This is a genomic window from Nonomuraea longispora (assembly GCF_004348345.1).
GTDB lineage: Bacteria > Actinomycetota > Actinomycetes > Streptosporangiales > Streptosporangiaceae > Nonomuraea > Nonomuraea longispora.
On sequence record NZ_SMJZ01000002.1, the window covers coordinates 23,734 to 39,967 of the forward strand.

Consider the following 16,234-nt stretch of genomic DNA (forward strand, 5'->3'; position numbering starts at 1 on the left):
GGAAACCGCCCATGAGTTGCAGGAGGTGTTCCGGGCGCGGACAGGAAACGGGCCCGGGCCGGAGCGCCGACCCTATGTGGTCAGCGCGATCTTCTTTCCGACGGAGGAGCGGAGCGGCTCAACCCCGGGAACGGATTCCGTCGCCGGAGGGGGCTCGGTCGTTCGACAGGCGAACCGGCCGAGCCCATGCCACGACCATGGTCAGGCGTGCGCCGTTACGGCGGCCCGCCACGTGCGGGTCAGCGGGCGTCACCCTGGAGGCCCTCAGCAGGGTGCGGCGGCAGGCGTGCCGCCGGCACCGCCGTAACGAAAAGTTCTTCGCAGATCAGAAACGGACGGGCGGCGCCCGCTCGGCTCCGCCGTCACGATCAGATCCTCGCACACCGGAAACGGCCGGGCGGCGCCCACCCGGCCCGCCGAAACGAACAGATCCCCGCGGACCAGAACGCGCGATTGGCGCCCGCTTGGCTCAGCTGTGACCGCTACAGGCCCGGCGCGGGGAACTGCGCGGTGAGCTCGCTCACCTCGTGGTGGACGCGCGTGATGACGTCGTCGGCGTCGCCCTTGGCGACGGCGGTGACGACCTCGTCCATCCAGGCGCCGATCTGCCGCATCTCCGCCTCGCCCATGCCGCGCGAGGTGATCGACGGCGTGCCGATGCGGATGCCCGACGGGTCGAACGGCTTGCGCGTGTCGAACGGCACCGTGTTGTAGTTGGTCTCCAGGCCCGCGCGGTCGAGCGCCTGCGCGGCCGGCTTGCCGCCGATGCCCTTGGGCGTCAGGTCGAGCAGGATCAGGTGGTTGTCGGTGCCGCCCGAGACGAGGTCGAAACCGCGCGAGGCCAGCTCGTCGGCCAGGGTCTTGGCGTTGGCGACGACCTGGTGGGCGTAGTCACGGAAGGCCGGCTGGGCGGCCTCGTGCAGCGCGACGGCGATGGCGGCCGTGGTGTGATTGTGCGGGCCACCCTGCAGGCCGGGGAAGACGGCCTTGTTGAGCGCCTTGGCGTGCTCTTCCGAGTCGGCCATGAGCATGGCGCCGCGCGGGCCGCGCAGCGTCTTGTGCGTGGTCGTGGAGATCACGTCGGCGTGGCCCGCCGGCGACGGGTGCGCGCCGCCCGCCACCAGGCCCGCGATGTGGGCGATGTCGGCGGCCAGCACGGCGCCGACCTCGCGGGCGATCGAGGCGAAGCCCTCGAAGTCGATGGTGCGCGGGATCGCGGTGCCGCCGCAGAAGATGAGCTTCGGCCGGTGCTCCAGGGCGAGCTGCCGCACCTCGTCGAGGTCGACGCGGCCGGTGTCCTTGCGTACGCCGTAGCGGACCGGGTTGAACCACTTGCCGGTGGCCGAGACGGACCAGCCGTGGGTGAGGTGGCCGCCGAACGGCAGGCCCATGCCCATCACGGTGTCGCCGGGCTCCAGGAACGCCATGTAGACGGCGAGGTTGGCGGGCGAGCCCGAATAGGGCTGGACGTTGGCGTGGCCGACGCCGAAGACAGCCTTGGCGCGCTCGATGGCGAGGGTCTCGATCTGGTCGATGACCTGCTGGCCCTCGTAGTAGCGCTTGCCCGCGTAGCCTTCGGAGTATTTGTTCGTCAGGACGGTGCCGGTGGCCTGGAGCACGGCCTTGGACACGTAGTTCTCGGACGCGATGAGCTTGACGGTGTCGGCCTGCCGCCGCTCCTCCGCCTGGATGAGCTCGGCGAGCTGCGGGTCGACGCTGGAAAGAGAACTCATGATTCCCCTGTCATCGGTGACGATCTGCGAAGACCCAGGCGCACGGCCTCCGCTCCTTTCGCTCCCCGGTGGTCGTTCCCACCCAATGCGCCAGTCGCGTCTCGTCTAGACGATAGCGGATGCGGCAGGCTCTCACTTCTGCGTGATCTTGACGTTCCAGGCCGACGGCCCTGACGGTGGCGCGGCGCGCTCACCGCGCCCGGCGAGGCCGGCGGGATCGGCGGGGCCGGTCGGCGGACCGGTCGGCGGATCACGCGTTGTTCGTACGGCCCACGCCTGGCCAGAGCCGGTCGACCTCGGCGTTCAGGATGGCGCCGATGAGCACGGCCAGCGCCGTGATGTACAACCACAGCAGCAGCGCGATGGGTGCGGCCAGGGAGCCGTAGACGGAGACGGGCGAGATCCACGCGGCCAGCACGGCCCGCAGCACCGCCGCGCAGACGATCCACAGGAACAGCGCGAGGATGGCGCCCGGCAGCTCGCGGTACCACTTCGTGCGCACCGGCACGCTGACGTGGTAGAGCACGGTCAGGAACAACACCGAGCCGACGATCACGACCGGCCAGTAGAGCAGGTCGATGAGGATGCCGTATTCGCCGGGCAGCGTGTCTCTCAGCAGCGTGGGGCCGATGACCAGGATCGGCATGACGATGATCCCGATGACCAGGCCGACGACATAGAGGCCGAACGACATGAGCCTGGTGCGGATGATGCCGCGCTCCTCGCCGAGTCCGTAGGCGACGGAGATGAGGTCGACGTAGACATAGAGGGCCCTGGAACCGGACCACAGGGACACCAGGAAACCCAGCGAGATGATCGACACTTTGCCGGCGTCGTCGCTGAGCACGTCGGTGATGAGCGGGTTGACGATCTTGGTGACGGCGTCGTCGGTGAACAGCAGCCCTGCCTGTGCGATCACCCACGTCTTGACCTGGGTGACCACGCTGGGCCCCAGCCAGGTGCCGAGCTTGCCGATCACACCGATCAGGCCCAGCACGAATGGCGGCAGCGACAGCAGCGCGAAGAACGCCGCCTCACCGGCGAGTCCGGTGACCCGGTAGTTGACTCCGGCGCTGGCCGACGCACGGACGATCGCCCACGACTTGGTGTCGAGCACCCAGCTCAGCCTGGCCCGGGCATTGGAGGCGAGCCCCCTTTTTGGCCGGGAAGGCGCTTCGGTGGACGTCATGGCACCCAACGGTGTTCGCAGTTACTCTTCGGCACAGCCTAGCCAATGGAAACTGCCCATCGACCCGCCGCCCTACCAGAGTGCCTGGCCGAACCCGTGGTGGCGGTTGCCCCCATTAGACGCCCCGCACCCTGCCCGTGGCTAGTCGTTGTCGACGATGCGCGCGCCCAGCGGGAGGAGGGAGACGGGGATGAGCTTGATGTTGGCCACCCCCAGCGGGATGCCGATGATGGAGATGAACAGCGGGATCGAGGTGACGACGTGGCCGATGGCCAGCCAGATCCCGGCGACCACGCACCAGATGATGTTGCCCAGCAAAGAGAACACGCCCGCGTCGGGATCGCGCACGACGGTCCTGCCGAACGGCCACAGCGCGTACGCCGCGATCCTGAACGAGGCGATGCCAAAGGGAATCGTGATGATCAGGATGCAGCAGATGACTCCGGCCAGTGCGTAGCCCATGGCCAGCCAGATCCCGGCGAACACGAGCCAGATGACGTTCAGGATTGTGCGCATGTTCACAGCATGTCACTGATCCTGCCGTTCGCGTCATCCGTTGTCGACCCTGAGATCACCCCGAGACGGGAGCGCGTCCCCTTCCTGGAGGACCCGCGAACGCCTGCGCGATCTCCATCCACTCCCTCGCCGGGCGCCCCGTCATCTCCAGCGCGGTGTCCGACAGGTGGACGCGTTGCGTGACGGCGAGGCAGAAGTCGAGCACCGGCCCGCGTACGACGCTCTCCGCGTCGCCGGGTCCGGCCGTCCACGTGGTTCCGTCCGGCATGGTGAGCTCCGCGCGCACCGGCTCGGCGGGCAGGGGCAGCCCGCGTACGGCGAAGCTGTACGGCCTGGCCCTGAAGCCGATGGAGGCCACGTGCCGGAGCCGGGCCGTGGGCGGCCTGGTGACGCCGAGCGCGTCGGCCACGTCCTGACCGTGGGCCCACGTCTCCATCAGCCGCGCGGTCACGAACGAGGCCGCGGACATGTCGGGCCCGTACCACGGCACGCGGTCGCGGGCGTCCAGCGTGGCGAACACCTCGATGCTGCGGGCCCGCGCCGTACGGAACCAGGCGAGCAGGCCGGCGGGCGTCCTCACGCGAGCCTCCCGCACCAGGCGGTCGACCCAGTCGCCGGCCGAGCCGAGGGTGGCGAGCGCGGCGCGGTGGCCGTCCGGGTCGGTGACCGCACGAACCGCCGCGTCGTCGAACCAGGCCAGGTGGCTCACCTGGTCGCGGATCGCCCACCCCTCGGCGGGCGTGGGCCGTTCCCAGTCGTCGTCGCGCAGGGGCCGCAGCAGCGTCTCGAAGGACGCGGTCTCGGCACGTAGGTCGTCGAGCAGTCCGGCCATGAGGTCCACCCGCGCCAGCCTAACCGGAACAACCTTCTAGGAGAATAATGCAGGTGTGATCTGCGAGAGCTGCAAGGACAAGCGCCACGACGACTGCCGCGGCGGATCATGGTGCGACTGCCAGCACCAGACCGCGGAGCAGGCCAAGGAGACGGACCTGGACTGGCCGCGCCAGGGCTGAACGGATCCCACACTCTGGACCCCTTCTTGGACATCCCGGACGCTCGGGGTATCTTCGTTGTATGCCAGCGGACCCCATGCTTGTCGGTCGACGCCACGTCGACCTCCTGCGTGTCCGCAGTGCCATCTGTTGCGACGCCCGCTAACCGCAATCTTTCTTTTGCCGCTGAGCGCGTCGCATCCCTTCCTGCACCCCTGCCCTCGATGACGAGGCTGGAGGACCATTGCGCGCGCCCATGAACCGAAGGACGCGCAATGAGCACTCCTGCCGGCCGCACTCCCGCCAGCCGTCATCACCGGCGCCCGCGCGGCGAAGGCCAGTGGGCTCTCGGTTACCGCGAGCCGCTCAACAAGAACGAAGAGAACAAGAAGAACGACGACGGCCTCAACGTCCGCCAGCGCATCATCGACGTCTATTCCAAGCGGGGCTTCGACTCCATCGACCCGGCCGACCTGCGCGGACGCATGCGGTGGTACGGCCTCTACACCCAGCGCAAACCCGGCATCGACGGCGGCAAGACCGCGATTCTGGAGCCGGAGGAGCTCGACGACCGCTACTTCATGCTGCGCGTGCGCATCGACGGCGGGCAGCTCGACCTGGCCCAGCTGCGCACGATCGCCGACATCGCCAACGAGTACGCCCGCGGCACCGCCGACCTGACCGACCGCCAGAACATCCAGCTCCACTGGATCGAGATCGAGTCGGTGCCCGACATCTGGGAGCGCCTGGAGGCGGTGGGCCTGTCCACCACGGAGGCGTGCGGCGACACCCCGCGCGTGATCCTGGGGTGCCCGCTGGCCGGCATCGACACCGAAGAGGTGCTGGACGCCACGGAGCAGATCCGTGAGCTGAAGGAACGTGTCGTCGGCAACCCCGCTTACTCCAACCTGCCGCGCAAGTTCAAGACGGCTCTGAGCGGCTGCCCCGCCCACTGCACGGTCCACGAGATCAACGACGTGGCGTTCGTCGGCGTGGTCAACGAGCACGGCGAGGCGGGCTACGACCTGTGGGTCGGCGGCGGCCTGTCGACCAACCCGATGCTGGCCAAGCGGCTCGGTGTGTTCGTCCGGCCCGACCGGGTGGGCGACGTGCACGAGGGCGTCACCGGGATCTTCCGCGACTACGGCTACCGGCGGCTGCGGCACAGGGCCAGGCTCAAGTTCCTGGTCAACGACTGGGGCGTGGAGAAGTTCCGCGAGGTGCTGGAGCTGGAATACCTCAAAGAGCCGCTGCCCGACGGGCCGGCCCCGGAGCCGCCGCGCGGCAGCCGCCGCGACCACGTCGGCGTCTTCCCGCAGAAGGACGGCACCTTCTATGTCGGCTTCGCCCCCAAGGTGGGCAGGGTCGACGGCGACAAGCTCCATCAGATCGCCGACATCGCCGAGCGGCACGGCTCCGGCCGGGTCCGCACGACCATCGAGCAGAAGATGGTCGTGCTCGACGTCGCGCCCGACCAGGTCGACTCCATCGTGGCCGAGCTGGAGGCCGCCGACCTGCGGGTCAGGCCGTCCACGTTCCGCCGCCAGACGATGGCCTGCACCGGCATCGAGTTCTGCAAGCTGGCCATCGTCGAGACGAAGACGAGGGCCGCCGACCTGATCGACGAGCTGGAGCGCCGGCTGCCGTCGTTCGACGAGCCGCTGACCATCAACGTCAACGGCTGCCCCAACGCGTGCGCCCGCACCCAGACCGCCGACATCGGCCTGAAGGGCCAGCTCGTGGTCGACGAGAACGGCGAGCAGGTCGAGGGATTCCAGATCCACCTGGGCGGCTCGCTGGGCGTCGACTCCGGTTTCGGCCGTAAGGTCAGAGGCCTGAAGACCACGGCCAAGGCGCTGCCCGACTACGTCGCGCGGGTCGTGTCCCACTACGACGACCAGAAGAAGGAAGGCGAGTCGTTCGCCGACTGGGTGCAGCGAGCGGACGAGGCCGACCTGAAATGACCACGCGAGCGGTTCCCTTCCACTGCCCCTACTGCGGCGACGAGGACCTCGAACCCTACGAGGGCGAGCTCGACTCCGCCGGGCACGGCACGGGCGGCAGCTGGTACTGCCGCGCGTGCGCTCGTGCTTTCAAGCTGAAGTTTCTCGGGATCGGGGTGAGGATATGACGCTGGTCGACCTCGAGGTCGCATTTAGAGATCAGCGCGGCGAGCTCGACCTGCGGGACATCGTCGAGTCCGCCGCGACCGCTCTGGAAGGCGCTCCCGCGCGTGAGATCATCCGGTGGGCGGCGGCGACCTTCGGTGAGCGCTTGTGCCTGACGTCCTCCATGAGCGACGCGCTGCTCATCGACCTGGTGAGCCGGGTCAGACCCGGCGTCGACGTGTTGTTCATCGACACCGGCTACCACTTCGCCGAGACGGTCGGCACGCGGGACGCCGTACGGCAGGTCTATGACGTCAACGTGATCGACATCAAGCCGTCGCGGACGGTCGAGGAGCAGGATCGCGACCTCGGGCCGCGCCTGTTCGGCCGCAACCCCGACCTGTGCTGCTACCTGCGCAAGGTGGAGCCGCTCAACCGGGCGCTGGAGCCCTACCTCGCGTGGATCTCCGGCATCCGCCGCGACGAGTCGCCGAGCCGGGTGGGCACCAGGGTCGTCGAGTGGGACGCCAAACGGCAGATGGTCAAGGTCAACCCGATCGCCGCCTGGACCCAGGACGACGTCGACAACTACATCGCCGACAACGGTGTGCTGATCAACCCGTTGCACTACGACAACTACCCCTCGATCGGCTGCGCGCCCTGCACGCGGCAGGTCACGGAGGGCGAGGATCCGCGCAGCGGTCGCTGGGCGGGACTGGGGAAGGTCGAATGCGGCATTCACCTGTGATCCCCGACAGGGGGCGCATCCCGTTGGCAGGCGGGACGCCCCCCGGCCGCGTGCCACTGGTGGCGGTGGCGCACGGGTCCCGCGACCCGCGCGCCGCCGCCACCGTGGCCGCGCTGCTCGACCGCGTACGCCTGGAGCGGCCCGACGTGCCCGTACGCGACGCCTATCTCGACCACTGCGCCCCCGCGCTCGGGCAGGCGCTGGCCGGGCTCGGCGAGGCGGTGGTGCTGCCGCTGCTGCTCACCGAGGCCTACCACAGCCGGGTCGACCTGCCCGCGGCGCTCAACGAGGTGAGAGCGCGCAGGCCGCGCCTGCGCGTGCACTACGGCGCCACGCTCGGGCCGCACCCGCTGCTGCTGTCCGCGCTGGAGCGGCGGCTGGGCGGGGCGGGTGTGCCCGCGGGCGATCCGGACACGGCGGTGGTGCTGGTGTCGGCCGGTTCGAGCGACGCCAGAGCCAACGCGGTGGTCGCGGGGATGGCCCGGCGGTGGCGGCGCTCCGGATGGTGGTCGGTGTCGGCCGCCTACGCCTCCGCGGCCGATCCGTCCCCTGCCGAGGCGGTCTCCGCGCTCCTGCGCGCCGGCGCGCCGCGGGTGGTCGTCGCTCCCTACCTGCTGGCGCCCGGCTACTTCGCCGACAAGGTGCGGCAGGCCACGCTGGAGGCCGGCGCGCAGGTCGTGGCCGACGTGCTCGGGCCGGCTCCCGAGCTGGTGAGCGTGCTGCTCGAACGGTACGCGGCGGCCCAGCGGCGGCCGGTGTCCGTCGCGGGCTGACGGTCACTCACCCCTGCCGGCGTCCGGCCGGGTGGCGGGGTCAGTAGCCCCGGCCGAGGTCGCGGTTCATGTCGCGCACCTGCCGGTTCAGCTCGCGGGTCTCGTGGCGGAGCTGCCTGCCCAGCTCGCGCCAGTCCTCTCCGTGCAACATCCGCCAGTGCTCCCGCCAGGCCGACAGCTTGTGCTTGATCGGCTTCGCGCGGGAGTCGCCGACCACCTTGACGTCGCCCATCACGGCGTACGCCTGTACGCGCACGACGGGCACGTTCGCCCCCGAAGCGCCCTCCAGGACGTGCACCTTCTTGTCGCCCATGATGGCCACGCCGTCGAGGTCCACGTTCACCCCGTCGGGCACGATGATCTTGACGTCGCCCATCACGGAGACGGCCATGATGTCGACCGAGCTGGTCCGCACCTCCGCCTCGCGCAGGTCGAGCACGACGTCCCCCATCACGGCGACCGCGCCGAGCTCCTGGTCGATCCGCCAGGTGCCGCGCCGCTTGGAGTCGCCCATGATGCCCACGAACCAGCGCCGCTTGCGTCCCGTGGCGGCGGGCGGCGCGGGTGCGGGGGCGACGCCCGCGGGCAGGTCCTGGGTGAGCATGGCCAGTTCGGCTTGCGTGGCCGCGGTGTACGCGGCCTCCGTGCGGTCGGTCAGCTCGGCGAGTGTGAGCCGGCCCTCCACGGAGGCGACACGGAGTTGTTCGACGACGGCCTCACGCTCGGCGTCCGACGCACGGATCTCACCCGGATCAGTCATACTCGCAACATATCGCGTCTTGTCCGGCATCGCGCTGCGAGGGAAGGAAACTGTCTCACGCACGTCGCCGTCGGCGTTGAACCTTTCCTGGCCGGTACGCGTACCACGCCATGACACGGGGCCCTGGCATGGCCCGGGGCGCGGCCGGACCAGGCTAGGGTCCCTGTCATGCATGAGGAACAGCTCTACCGCGCGGCGTTGAACGGCGATTCCGAGACCGTGGGCAAGCTGCTGGCCGGCGGCACCGACCCCAACACACCCAGCGAGGGCGAGGAGGCAGGCCTGGCGCTGTGCGCGGCCGCCGCCTGGGACCGCACGGAGGTGGCCGCGACGCTGCTGACGTCCGGGGCCGAGGTCGACGGCAGGGAGACCGGCGGCTGGACGGCGCTGCTGTGGGCCGCCGCCAACGGGCACGCCGCCACCGCCAGAGTGCTGATCGAGGCGGGCGCCGAGGTCGACGCGGCCAACGACGACGGCGACACCCCGCTGTCGCTGGCCGCCAGGCGCGGCGCGCTGGGTGTGGTGCAGGCGCTGCTGGAGGCGGGCGCCGACCCCGAGAAATACGACGGCGACGGCGACGCGCCGCTCGACATCGCGGCCGACTGGGTGGGTGTGCACTTGGAGAGCGCACTGCTCGACCAGGTCGAACAGGAGGGCTGGGAATACTCCGTGACCCGCCGGCACACCAAGGACGGCACCGAGCTGGTCACCGTGACCGGCAGTTCGGCCGACGGCTCGCAGACGGAACAGGTGCAGGCGCAGCGCGGCCACGCGGCCGTCACGACCCTGCTGGAGGACGCGACGAACGTCTACACGCCGGTCGACCGGCTCGTGGCGCGGGCCGTCGCGCACCGCGACCTCGACGAAGACGCCGAGACGTGGTGGATCGTCGCCGACTCGCTGGCCAGGCGCGGCGACGAGGAGACGTACGAAGTCCTGTCGCGGCTGTGCGTGAGCGAGGACCCCAGGGAGCGCGAGTTCGGGGTGGACGCCATCGCCCAGTTCGGCGTCTCCGAGGACGACAAGCCCTACGTCGACAGGACGCTGCCACTGCTGCAGAGGATGGTCACCACGGAGGGCCACCCGCAGGTGCTGCGCTCGGTCCTGGCGGCGCTCGGCCATCAGGGCGATCCGAGGGCGCTGCCGTACGTGCTGGACATCCTCGGGCGTCCCGGGCACACGCGGACGGCGACCGACGCGATCGCGCTGGCCGACGTGCTGCCGCCCGACGACGAGGAGGGCCTCGCGCTGCTCATCGAGATGACGCAGGACGACGTCTCCGACATCCGTGACTGGGCGACCGCCGGGCTCGCGGGCCTGCAGGCCGACACGCCCGCCGTCCGGGAGGCGCTGGCGGCCCGGCTCACCGACACGGATCTTCGTACGGTGGCCGAGGCCACGCGCGGGCTCGCGGCCCGCGGCGACGAGCGAGCGGCGCAGGGGGCGGAGCGGGTTCTGGCCGAGAGCGACGACGAGTACGCCAGAGACCTCGTCAGCCGGCCGCCCGCGGACGGGTGAGCGCGGACAGGTGAGCGCGGACAGGTGAGCGCGGACGGGTGAGTGCCGGCAGGCGGGCGCGGTCAGTCGCCGTTGAGCACGCGGGTCACCCATTCCAGGGTTCCCGTGCTCAACGCCTCCTCCGCCAGGCGCTTGCCCGTCGTGGTCGTGATCGCGGCGAGCGAGCTGTCGATCCAGCCCTGCACGTTCTGGTGCCCCTGCTCGCGGTATTCGACCGCCTGGAGGAGGCACTCCAGTTTGTCGGCGTCGCGTGCGCAGACCGCCTCGAGGCTCGCCTTCTCCTCGTACTCGGCCACCGCGTCGCCCACCATGTCCGCCACCGTCGGGGAGACGCCCCGCACCTGGTCGGCCGTGACGTCTTCGTTGGAGGCCGCCTTGAGGTAGCGCTTGCCGATGTAGGGGATGTCGGTGATGCGGGTTTCCTGGGTGTCGTGGAACAGGCTCATGAACGCGGCCCGCTCGGGGTCGCCGCCCTCCAGCCGGGCGATCATGGCCGCGATGACGGCGGCGCGGAACGAGTGCTCGGCGATGCTCTCGGGGTCGCGTACGCCGGCGACCAGCCACCCGGTCCTCTTGTAGCGCTTGAGCAACCCGAACTCGTACAGCAGCCCGGCCAGTCCCGTCACGTCTCCCATCACGTCGTCAGTCATGTGGCCCCCTCTCGTCGTGCGCGGCGGGCAGGTCCTGGATCGGCGCCGCCCGCCCGCCAAGGATTCATCAGGATGAAGGAGTTCGCCCAGATTCGCAACTTTTGACCATATTTCATTCCCTGCCCACATTTATCCTTCCTGGCGGGCCGGATAAATGAACGAATGCCGCGACCGGCCATCCGGCCACGGCATTCGTTCTTTCCCGATGGACGGCGATGAATCCGCCCGTGATGGGTGTTACTGGTCGACCGGCCACCAGTCGAAGAAGTCGAACCCGCCCTCGTTGTCGTCGTGGTGCGGCCTCTCCGTCCTCGTGGGCGTCGGGGACGGCGTGGGCGTCGGCGTCGGCGTCACCACGACGACGCGCGGACGGACCGGCTCGTCATGGTGGCGCTTGTGACGGAACTTGCGGTGGTGGCGGTGATGGTCATCGTGATGGTGGTGATGACCGCCCCACCAGGGGCCCCTGGGCCAGCGGTTGCAGTGGCGCTTGCACCCGAGCACCGGCTTCTCTCCGGCGACGACCCCGACCCCGGCCGGGACGACGGCAGCGCCTGCGCTCGCGCCGGCGATCCCCTGGCTCACGGGAAGGAGCATGACGCTGGCGGCCGCGCCGGCCAGGGCCACTGACATGATGCGCCTTTTTCTCGGCGCGCGCGGTTGCCGACTTTCTGTATTCACGTGCATCTTTCCGTTCATGGGTAGATCGACCCAGAAAATCCGGCACCCATCATGATCGAGCGTCCGGACAGAGGCAGACTTACCCAGGAACGGAATCTCGTTTAACCCCATGAACCCAAACAACACGTCAAATCAAAGGACTCTGGAGGAGGGGTGATTCAACAAGCCTTTTGCCGTTGATTGCCCGACAGGGAACACGGCGCGGGGGTGATCTACCCGCGATCCGCCGGGAGCGCGGCCCGGCTACGGCCCGGACAGCGCGGGTGCGGCGGTCAGGACGTCCCTCGCCAGAGCGAGGTCGCCGCCCAGCTCCGCGGGGAATGTCGCCGGCTCTCTCCTGCCGCCGAGCAGGAAGCAGAACGCCACCACGTCCGCCGTGATGCTCACGTCCGGAGTGCCGGGGGCGGTGTCCCCCACGCCCAGGGCGATGCGCCACTCGCCGCCGCCGTCGCCCGTCAAGGTCAGGTGCAGGGTGTGGCCCGCGCCTGTGTCCATCCCCGACAGGAGCATCGTCCAGGGCAGCAGGCGGGCGCACAGGTCGGCGGTCGGGCGGATGTGCTCCGCGACAGGGTCGGGCAGGCGGATCCTCGCCGTAGTCGCGGCGTCGGCCGTGTGGATCCAGGTCTCCAGGCCCCGGCCGAGGATGTGGTCGCCCAGCCTCGTCTCCAGGCCGTCGAGGGTGGCCGCCGTCGCCGGGTCCAGATCCGCCAGGTGGCGGCAGAGCGCGTCCGCCTGGGCCCGCCAGTCCCTGCGTGTCTGCTCGGGGCTGCGTGAGCGCTCGTACGCCTGCAGATCACGTGTACGGGCCAGCGAGTCGGTTGTGTCGATGGGCGGCCCGAGCACGGGGGCGCCGACGGAGGCGGCCAGCAGCCCGTCCTTGGCGGCCAGGTGCGCGACCAGCTCCTGCAGGGTCCAGCCCTCGACGATCACGCGCGACCAGTCGTCATCGGCGGCCTCGGCCAGCAGGGCGTCCATGGCGGCGACCCGGCCCGCGTACGGCTTCGCCCAGGCGGCGGTGGGCGCCGCGGGCCTGCGCCGGGCTCTGGCGCCGGCCAGGAGTTGGGGACGCAACGTATGGGCCGGCACCGCCGGTTCCGCCATCAGCGCGTCCAGATAGAGACGCTCGACGGGGTCCATCACACCTCTTCCTCCGCGAGCGCGTCCGCCAGGCGCCGCAGCGCCAGCCGGATGCGCGATTTCGCCGTGCCCTCGGGCATACCGAGTTCCTCGCCGACCTGCCGGTAGGTCCTGCCGCGGAAATAGGCGAGCTCGAGAGCCTCCCGCAGGCTGCCGGGTAACGCCGTCACGGCCTGGCGCACCCGCTCGGCCTCGTCGGCGGCGAGCACCGTGTCCTCCGGCCTGGCGGGTTCGCGCTCGAACAACCGCGGCCCGAGCGCCGAGACCCGGCGCCGTTCCTCCGCGCGCACGTGATCGACCGCGCGCCGGTGCGCGATCGTGGCCAGCCAGGCGCGCAGGGTGCCTCGCTCCGGGTCGTAGGCCAGCGGGCGTTCCCAGAAGACCAGGAACACCTCCTGCGTGATGTCCTCGGCGATCACCCGGTCCCTGGTGACCCGGAGGGAGAGACCGAAGATCAGCGAGGAGAGCCGGTCGTAGATCTCCCCCAGAGCGGACTCGTCGCCGCCGACCACCCGCTGGTGCAGCACGCGGTCGTCGTACGGTGCCTCCACTGGCACCACACTCCCGTTTGTTCCGGACCAAGGCGGCACGTGCGCCGCGACCCGAGCATGTCACTATTCGCCCGAAATGTAGAGCCGGATGAGGGGCAGATGTCACCGTGTGCCGGTGCGCCCTTTCCTGCGCGTGGCCTGGTGCGCGATAGGTTCGGAGATCCACGACGGAGGGAGCACCACCATGGCCACCACTCGCACCGCCACCACCCAGTGGAAGGGCGCTCTGCTCAACGGCTCGGGCAGCGTCTCGCTCGACTCCTCGGCCGCCGGCACTTTCGAGATCTCCTGGGCGTCCAGGGCCGAGACTGCGGGCGGCAAGACGTCGCCGGAGGAGCTCATCGCGGCCGCCCACTCGTCGTGCTTCTCGATGGCGCTCTCCCACGGGCTGGCCGGCGCCGGCACGCCTCCCGCGTCGCTGCAGACCAGCGCCGACGTGACGTTCCAGCCGGGCGAGGGCATCACGGGCATCGTGCTGACGGTGAAGGGTCAGGTCCCCGGCATCACGGCCGAGCAGTTCCAGCGGGCCGCCGAGACGGCCAAGGCCACCTGCCCGGTCAGCAAGGCGCTGGCGGGCACCACGATCTCGCTCGACGCCGAGCTGCTCTAGGAGCGTGCCGGCCGGCGCACACGCGCGTGGCCGGCCGGGTACGAAGGGCGATCGTCTCAGTGCGGGGCCAAGAGCGCGTCAACGTGCGACAATCAGTTCACATGCGTGAGGTCTGGCCGGGCGAGCCCTATCCACTCGGCGCCACCTGGGACGGCGTGGGCACCAGCTTCTCGGTGTTCTCAGAGGTCGCCGACCGGGTCGAGCTATGCCTTTTTCATGACGACGGCACCGAGGAGCGGGTCGACCTGCCCGAGGTCGACGGGTTCGTCTGGCACGGCTACCTGCCGGGCATCCAGCCGGGGCAGCGCTACGGCTACCGCGTGCACGGGCCCTACGACCCGTCCCAGGGCCACCGCTGCAACCCCGCCAAGCTGCTGCTCGACCCCTACGCCAAGGCCATCGACGGCGAGCTGACGTGGAACCAGGCGCTGTTCCCCTACGACTTCACCGATCCCTCCCTGCGCAACACCGAGGACAGCGGCCCTTACCTGCCGAAGAACGTCGTGATCAATCCGTTCTTCGAGTGGGGCAACGACCGGTCGCCGCGCACGCCGTACCACCAGACCGTGATCTACGAGGCCCACGTGCGCGGGCTCACCATGCGGCACCCCGGTGTGCCGCCCGACCTGCGGGGCACCTACGCGGGCGTGGGGCATCCCGCGGTCATCGAGCACCTGCTGTCGATCGGGGTGACGGCGGTCGAGCTGATGCCGGTGCACCACTACATCCCCGAGCACTTCCTGGTGGCGCGCGGGCTGACGAACTACTGGGGCTACAACACCATGGCCTACCTCGCGCCGCACGGGGGCTACTCCGGCGGCGGCACGCGGGGTGAGCAGGTCCTGGAGTTCAAGGCGATGGTGCGGGCGCTGCACGAGGCGGGCATCGAGGTCATCCTCGACGTGGTCTACAACCACACCGCCGAAGGCGACCACATGGGCCCCACCCTGGGGTTCAGGGGCATCGACAACGCCGCCTACTACCGGCTGCACGACGGCGACCGGCGCTACTACCTCGACTACACCGGCTGCGGCAACTCCCTGAACGTGCGCTCGCCGCACGCCCTGCAGCTGATCATGGACTCCCTGCGCTACTGGGTGGTGGAGATGCACGTCGACGGGTTCCGCTTCGACCTGGCCTCCGCGCTGGCCAGGGAGTTGCACGACGTCGACCGGCTGAGCGCGTTCTTCGACCTGATCCAGCAGGATCCGGTGATCTCGCAGGTCAAGCTGATCGCCGAGCCGTGGGACGTGGGGCCGGGCGGCTACCAGGTCGGCAACTTCCCGCCCCTGTGGACGGAGTGGAACGGCAAATACCGCGACATCGTGCGTGATTTCTGGAGGGGCACCCATTCCGCCCTGCCGGAATTCGCCTCCCGGCTGACCGGCTCGGCCGATCTCTACGAGTCCTCGGGCCGCCGCCCGGTCGCCTCGATCAACTTCGTCACCTGCCACGACGGCTTCACCCTCGCCGACCTGGTCTCGTACGATCACAAGCACAACGCCGACAACGGCGAGGACAACCGCGACGGCACCAACGACAACCGCTCGTGGAACTGCGGGGCGGAGGGCCCGGTCGAGGACCCGCGGATCGTCACGCTCCGCCACCGCCAGCGGCGCAACTTCCTGGCGACCCTGTTCCTGTCGCAGGGCGTGCCGATGTTGTCCCACGGCGACGAGATCGGCCGCACCCAGCGCGGCAACAACAACGCCTACTGCCAGGACAACGAGCTGGCCTGGGTCGACTGGTCGACGCTGCAGACGGAGCACGAGCTGCTCGACTTCGTCAGGGCGCTGTCCAAGCTGCGGCGTGAGCACCCGGTCTTCCAGCGCCGCCGGTTCTTCCACGGCCGCCATCCCGACAACGGCAAGCGCGACCTGGTCTGGCTCACCCCCGGCGGCCGCGAGATGACGGCGGGCGACTGGCACACCGGTTACGCCAAGTCCCTCATGGTCTACCTCAACGGCGAGGCGATCACCGAGCCGGGGCCGCGCGGCGAGCGGATCATGGACGACTCGTTCCTGCTACTGATCAACGCTCACCACGAGAACATGCCGTTCACGCTGCCCGGCGAGGAGTTCGGCGGCAGCTGGGCGCCGGTCCTCGACACCAACCACGACACGGTGGAGGACACCTTCGCCGACGAGTGGCGGGCAGGCGACCTGGTGGCGGTCACCGCGCGTTCGCTGCAGGTGCTCCGCCAGCCGCGCCGGCACGCCTGACGAGGGCGGAAGGCTCCGTGAGCCGGTTGTCGGTGGGGTGTGCCAA

Annotated in this window: 18 protein-coding genes and 1 riboswitch; of the genes, 9 read left to right on the forward strand and 9 right to left on the reverse strand. The window is 70.0% G+C overall.

Annotated features, from left to right (window positions below; genetic code table 11):
- Window positions 1–482: 482 nt before the first annotated feature.
- From glyA to E1267_RS00920, 4 genes are all read right to left on the reverse strand, one after another.
- Window positions 483–1,733: a serine hydroxymethyltransferase gene (gene glyA / locus E1267_RS00905; protein ID WP_132328630.1), complete on the reverse strand. Its 1,251-nt coding sequence runs from the start codon at window positions 1,731–1,733 to the stop codon at window positions 483–485.
- A gap of 25 nt (window positions 1,734–1,758) precedes the next feature.
- Window positions 1,759–1,841: riboswitch (ZMP/ZTP riboswitch) on the reverse strand.
- A gap of 142 nt (window positions 1,842–1,983) precedes the next feature.
- Entirely contained in the window at window positions 1,984–2,922 is a 939-nt protein-coding gene (locus E1267_RS00910) for a YihY/virulence factor BrkB family protein (protein ID WP_246063318.1), read from the reverse strand.
- 141 nt (window positions 2,923–3,063) lie between these two features.
- A complete protein-coding gene (locus tag E1267_RS00915; protein ID WP_132328632.1) occupies window positions 3,064–3,438 on the reverse strand; it encodes a YccF domain-containing protein in 375 nt (124 codons plus the stop codon).
- 55 nt (window positions 3,439–3,493) lie between these two features.
- Window positions 3,494–4,270, reverse strand: coding sequence for a TIGR03084 family metal-binding protein (locus tag E1267_RS00920; protein ID WP_165959413.1), 777 nt, complete (start codon window positions 4,268–4,270; stop codon window positions 3,494–3,496).
- Between the two features lie 55 nt (window positions 4,271–4,325).
- Here E1267_RS00920 and E1267_RS47065 point away from each other — a divergent pair, with 55 nt between their 5' ends.
- The 6 genes from E1267_RS47065 to E1267_RS00940 all read left to right on the forward strand — a co-directional run bounded on the left by E1267_RS47065 (window position 4,326) and on the right by E1267_RS00940 (window position 8,059).
- Window positions 4,326–4,451, forward strand: coding sequence for a hypothetical protein (locus E1267_RS47065; RefSeq protein ID WP_269128705.1), 126 nt, complete (start codon window positions 4,326–4,328; stop codon window positions 4,449–4,451).
- 61 nt (window positions 4,452–4,512) lie between these two features.
- On the forward strand, window positions 4,513–4,596 hold the full coding sequence (locus E1267_RS47755; RefSeq protein ID WP_354532976.1) for a putative leader peptide: 84 nt from the start codon (window positions 4,513–4,515) through the stop codon (window positions 4,594–4,596).
- A gap of 109 nt (window positions 4,597–4,705) precedes the next feature.
- A complete protein-coding gene (locus E1267_RS00925; RefSeq protein ID WP_132328636.1) occupies window positions 4,706–6,394 on the forward strand; it encodes a nitrite/sulfite reductase in 1,689 nt (562 codons plus the stop codon).
- The gene (locus E1267_RS00930; protein WP_132328638.1) at window positions 6,391–6,561 is read left to right on the forward strand and encodes an Insertion element protein; all 171 of its coding nucleotides are present in this window, start codon (window positions 6,391–6,393) and stop codon (window positions 6,559–6,561) included. Before E1267_RS00925 ends, E1267_RS00930 begins: the two co-directional genes overlap by 4 nt.
- A complete protein-coding gene (locus E1267_RS00935) occupies window positions 6,558–7,286 on the forward strand; it encodes a phosphoadenylyl-sulfate reductase (RefSeq protein ID WP_132328640.1) in 729 nt (242 codons plus the stop codon). The genes E1267_RS00930 and E1267_RS00935 overlap by 4 nt, the downstream gene beginning before the upstream one ends.
- The gene (locus E1267_RS00940; protein WP_132328642.1) at window positions 7,268–8,059 is read left to right on the forward strand and encodes a sirohydrochlorin chelatase; all 792 of its coding nucleotides are present in this window, start codon (window positions 7,268–7,270) and stop codon (window positions 8,057–8,059) included. Before E1267_RS00935 ends, E1267_RS00940 begins: the two co-directional genes overlap by 19 nt.
- A 40-nt stretch (window positions 8,060–8,099) precedes the next feature.
- On the opposite strand, the gene E1267_RS00945 is transcribed toward E1267_RS00940, so the two are convergent.
- Window positions 8,100–8,819 (reverse strand): DUF1707 SHOCT-like domain-containing protein, encoded by a 720-nt coding sequence (locus E1267_RS00945; RefSeq protein ID WP_132328644.1) that lies wholly within the window; start codon window positions 8,817–8,819, stop codon window positions 8,100–8,102.
- 168 nt (window positions 8,820–8,987) lie between these two features.
- Here E1267_RS00945 and E1267_RS00950 point away from each other — a divergent pair, with 168 nt between their 5' ends.
- Window positions 8,988–10,337, forward strand: coding sequence for an ankyrin repeat domain-containing protein (locus E1267_RS00950; RefSeq protein WP_246063320.1), 1,350 nt, complete (start codon window positions 8,988–8,990; stop codon window positions 10,335–10,337).
- 62 nt (window positions 10,338–10,399) lie between these two features.
- Here E1267_RS00950 and E1267_RS00955 read toward each other — a convergent pair whose 3' ends face one another.
- The 4 genes from E1267_RS00955 to E1267_RS00970 form a co-directional block, all read right to left on the reverse strand.
- Window positions 10,400–10,987 (reverse strand): HD domain-containing protein, encoded by a 588-nt coding sequence (locus tag E1267_RS00955; RefSeq protein ID WP_181957726.1) that lies wholly within the window; start codon window positions 10,985–10,987, stop codon window positions 10,400–10,402.
- 237 nt (window positions 10,988–11,224) lie between these two features.
- Window positions 11,225–11,620, reverse strand: a complete 396-nt coding sequence (locus E1267_RS00960) for a hypothetical protein (RefSeq protein ID WP_132328646.1) — start codon at window positions 11,618–11,620, stop codon at window positions 11,225–11,227.
- 291 nt (window positions 11,621–11,911) lie between these two features.
- A complete protein-coding gene (locus tag E1267_RS00965; RefSeq protein WP_132328648.1) occupies window positions 11,912–12,805 on the reverse strand; it encodes a maleylpyruvate isomerase family mycothiol-dependent enzyme in 894 nt (297 codons plus the stop codon).
- Entirely contained in the window at window positions 12,805–13,362 is a 558-nt protein-coding gene (locus E1267_RS00970) for a sigma-70 family RNA polymerase sigma factor (RefSeq protein ID WP_201760515.1), read from the reverse strand. The genes E1267_RS00965 and E1267_RS00970 overlap by 1 nt, the downstream gene beginning before the upstream one ends.
- A 178-nt stretch (window positions 13,363–13,540) precedes the next feature.
- Here E1267_RS00970 and E1267_RS00975 point away from each other — a divergent pair, with 178 nt between their 5' ends.
- Both E1267_RS00975 and glgX read left to right on the forward strand, forming a co-directional pair.
- The gene (locus E1267_RS00975; RefSeq protein ID WP_132328652.1) at window positions 13,541–13,966 is read left to right on the forward strand and encodes an OsmC family peroxiredoxin; all 426 of its coding nucleotides are present in this window, start codon (window positions 13,541–13,543) and stop codon (window positions 13,964–13,966) included.
- Window positions 13,967–14,067: 101 nt separating this feature from the next.
- A complete protein-coding gene (gene glgX / locus E1267_RS00980; RefSeq protein WP_132328654.1) occupies window positions 14,068–16,188 on the forward strand; it encodes a glycogen debranching protein GlgX in 2,121 nt (706 codons plus the stop codon).
- Window positions 16,189–16,234 lie beyond the last annotated feature (46 nt).

Coding starts and splice junctions, on each gene's coding strand:
- E1267_RS00960 (WP_132328646.1), bottom strand. CDS start 11,620: ATGTCAGTGGCCCTGGCCGGCGCGGCCGCCAGCGTCATGCTCCTTCCC.
- E1267_RS00925 (WP_132328636.1), top strand. CDS start 4,706: ATGAGCACTCCTGCCGGCCGCACTCCCGCCAGCCGTCATCACCGGCGC.
- E1267_RS47755 (WP_354532976.1), top strand. CDS start 4,513: ATGCCAGCGGACCCCATGCTTGTCGGTCGACGCCACGTCGACCTCCTG.
- E1267_RS00945 (WP_132328644.1), bottom strand. CDS start 8,819: ATGACTGATCCGGGTGAGATCCGTGCGTCGGACGCCGAGCGTGAGGCC.
- E1267_RS00910 (WP_246063318.1), bottom strand. CDS start 2,922: ATGACGTCCACCGAAGCGCCTTCCCGGCCAAAAAGGGGGCTCGCCTCC.
- glyA (WP_132328630.1), bottom strand. CDS start 1,733: ATGAGTTCTCTTTCCAGCGTCGACCCGCAGCTCGCCGAGCTCATCCAG.
- E1267_RS00935 (WP_132328640.1), top strand. CDS start 6,558: ATGACGCTGGTCGACCTCGAGGTCGCATTTAGAGATCAGCGCGGCGAG.
- E1267_RS00940 (WP_132328642.1), top strand. CDS start 7,268: ATGCGGCATTCACCTGTGATCCCCGACAGGGGGCGCATCCCGTTGGCA.
- E1267_RS00965 (WP_132328648.1), bottom strand. CDS start 12,805: ATGGACCCCGTCGAGCGTCTCTATCTGGACGCGCTGATGGCGGAACCG.
- E1267_RS00975 (WP_132328652.1), top strand. CDS start 13,541: ATGGCCACCACTCGCACCGCCACCACCCAGTGGAAGGGCGCTCTGCTC.
- E1267_RS00920 (WP_165959413.1), bottom strand. CDS start 4,270: ATGGCCGGACTGCTCGACGACCTACGTGCCGAGACCGCGTCCTTCGAG.
- E1267_RS00930 (WP_132328638.1), top strand. CDS start 6,391: ATGACCACGCGAGCGGTTCCCTTCCACTGCCCCTACTGCGGCGACGAG.
- E1267_RS00915 (WP_132328632.1), bottom strand. CDS start 3,438: ATGCGCACAATCCTGAACGTCATCTGGCTCGTGTTCGCCGGGATCTGG.
- E1267_RS00955 (WP_181957726.1), bottom strand. CDS start 10,987: ATGACTGACGACGTGATGGGAGACGTGACGGGACTGGCCGGGCTGCTG.
- glgX (WP_132328654.1), top strand. CDS start 14,068: ATGCGTGAGGTCTGGCCGGGCGAGCCCTATCCACTCGGCGCCACCTGG.
- E1267_RS00950 (WP_246063320.1), top strand. CDS start 8,988: ATGCATGAGGAACAGCTCTACCGCGCGGCGTTGAACGGCGATTCCGAG.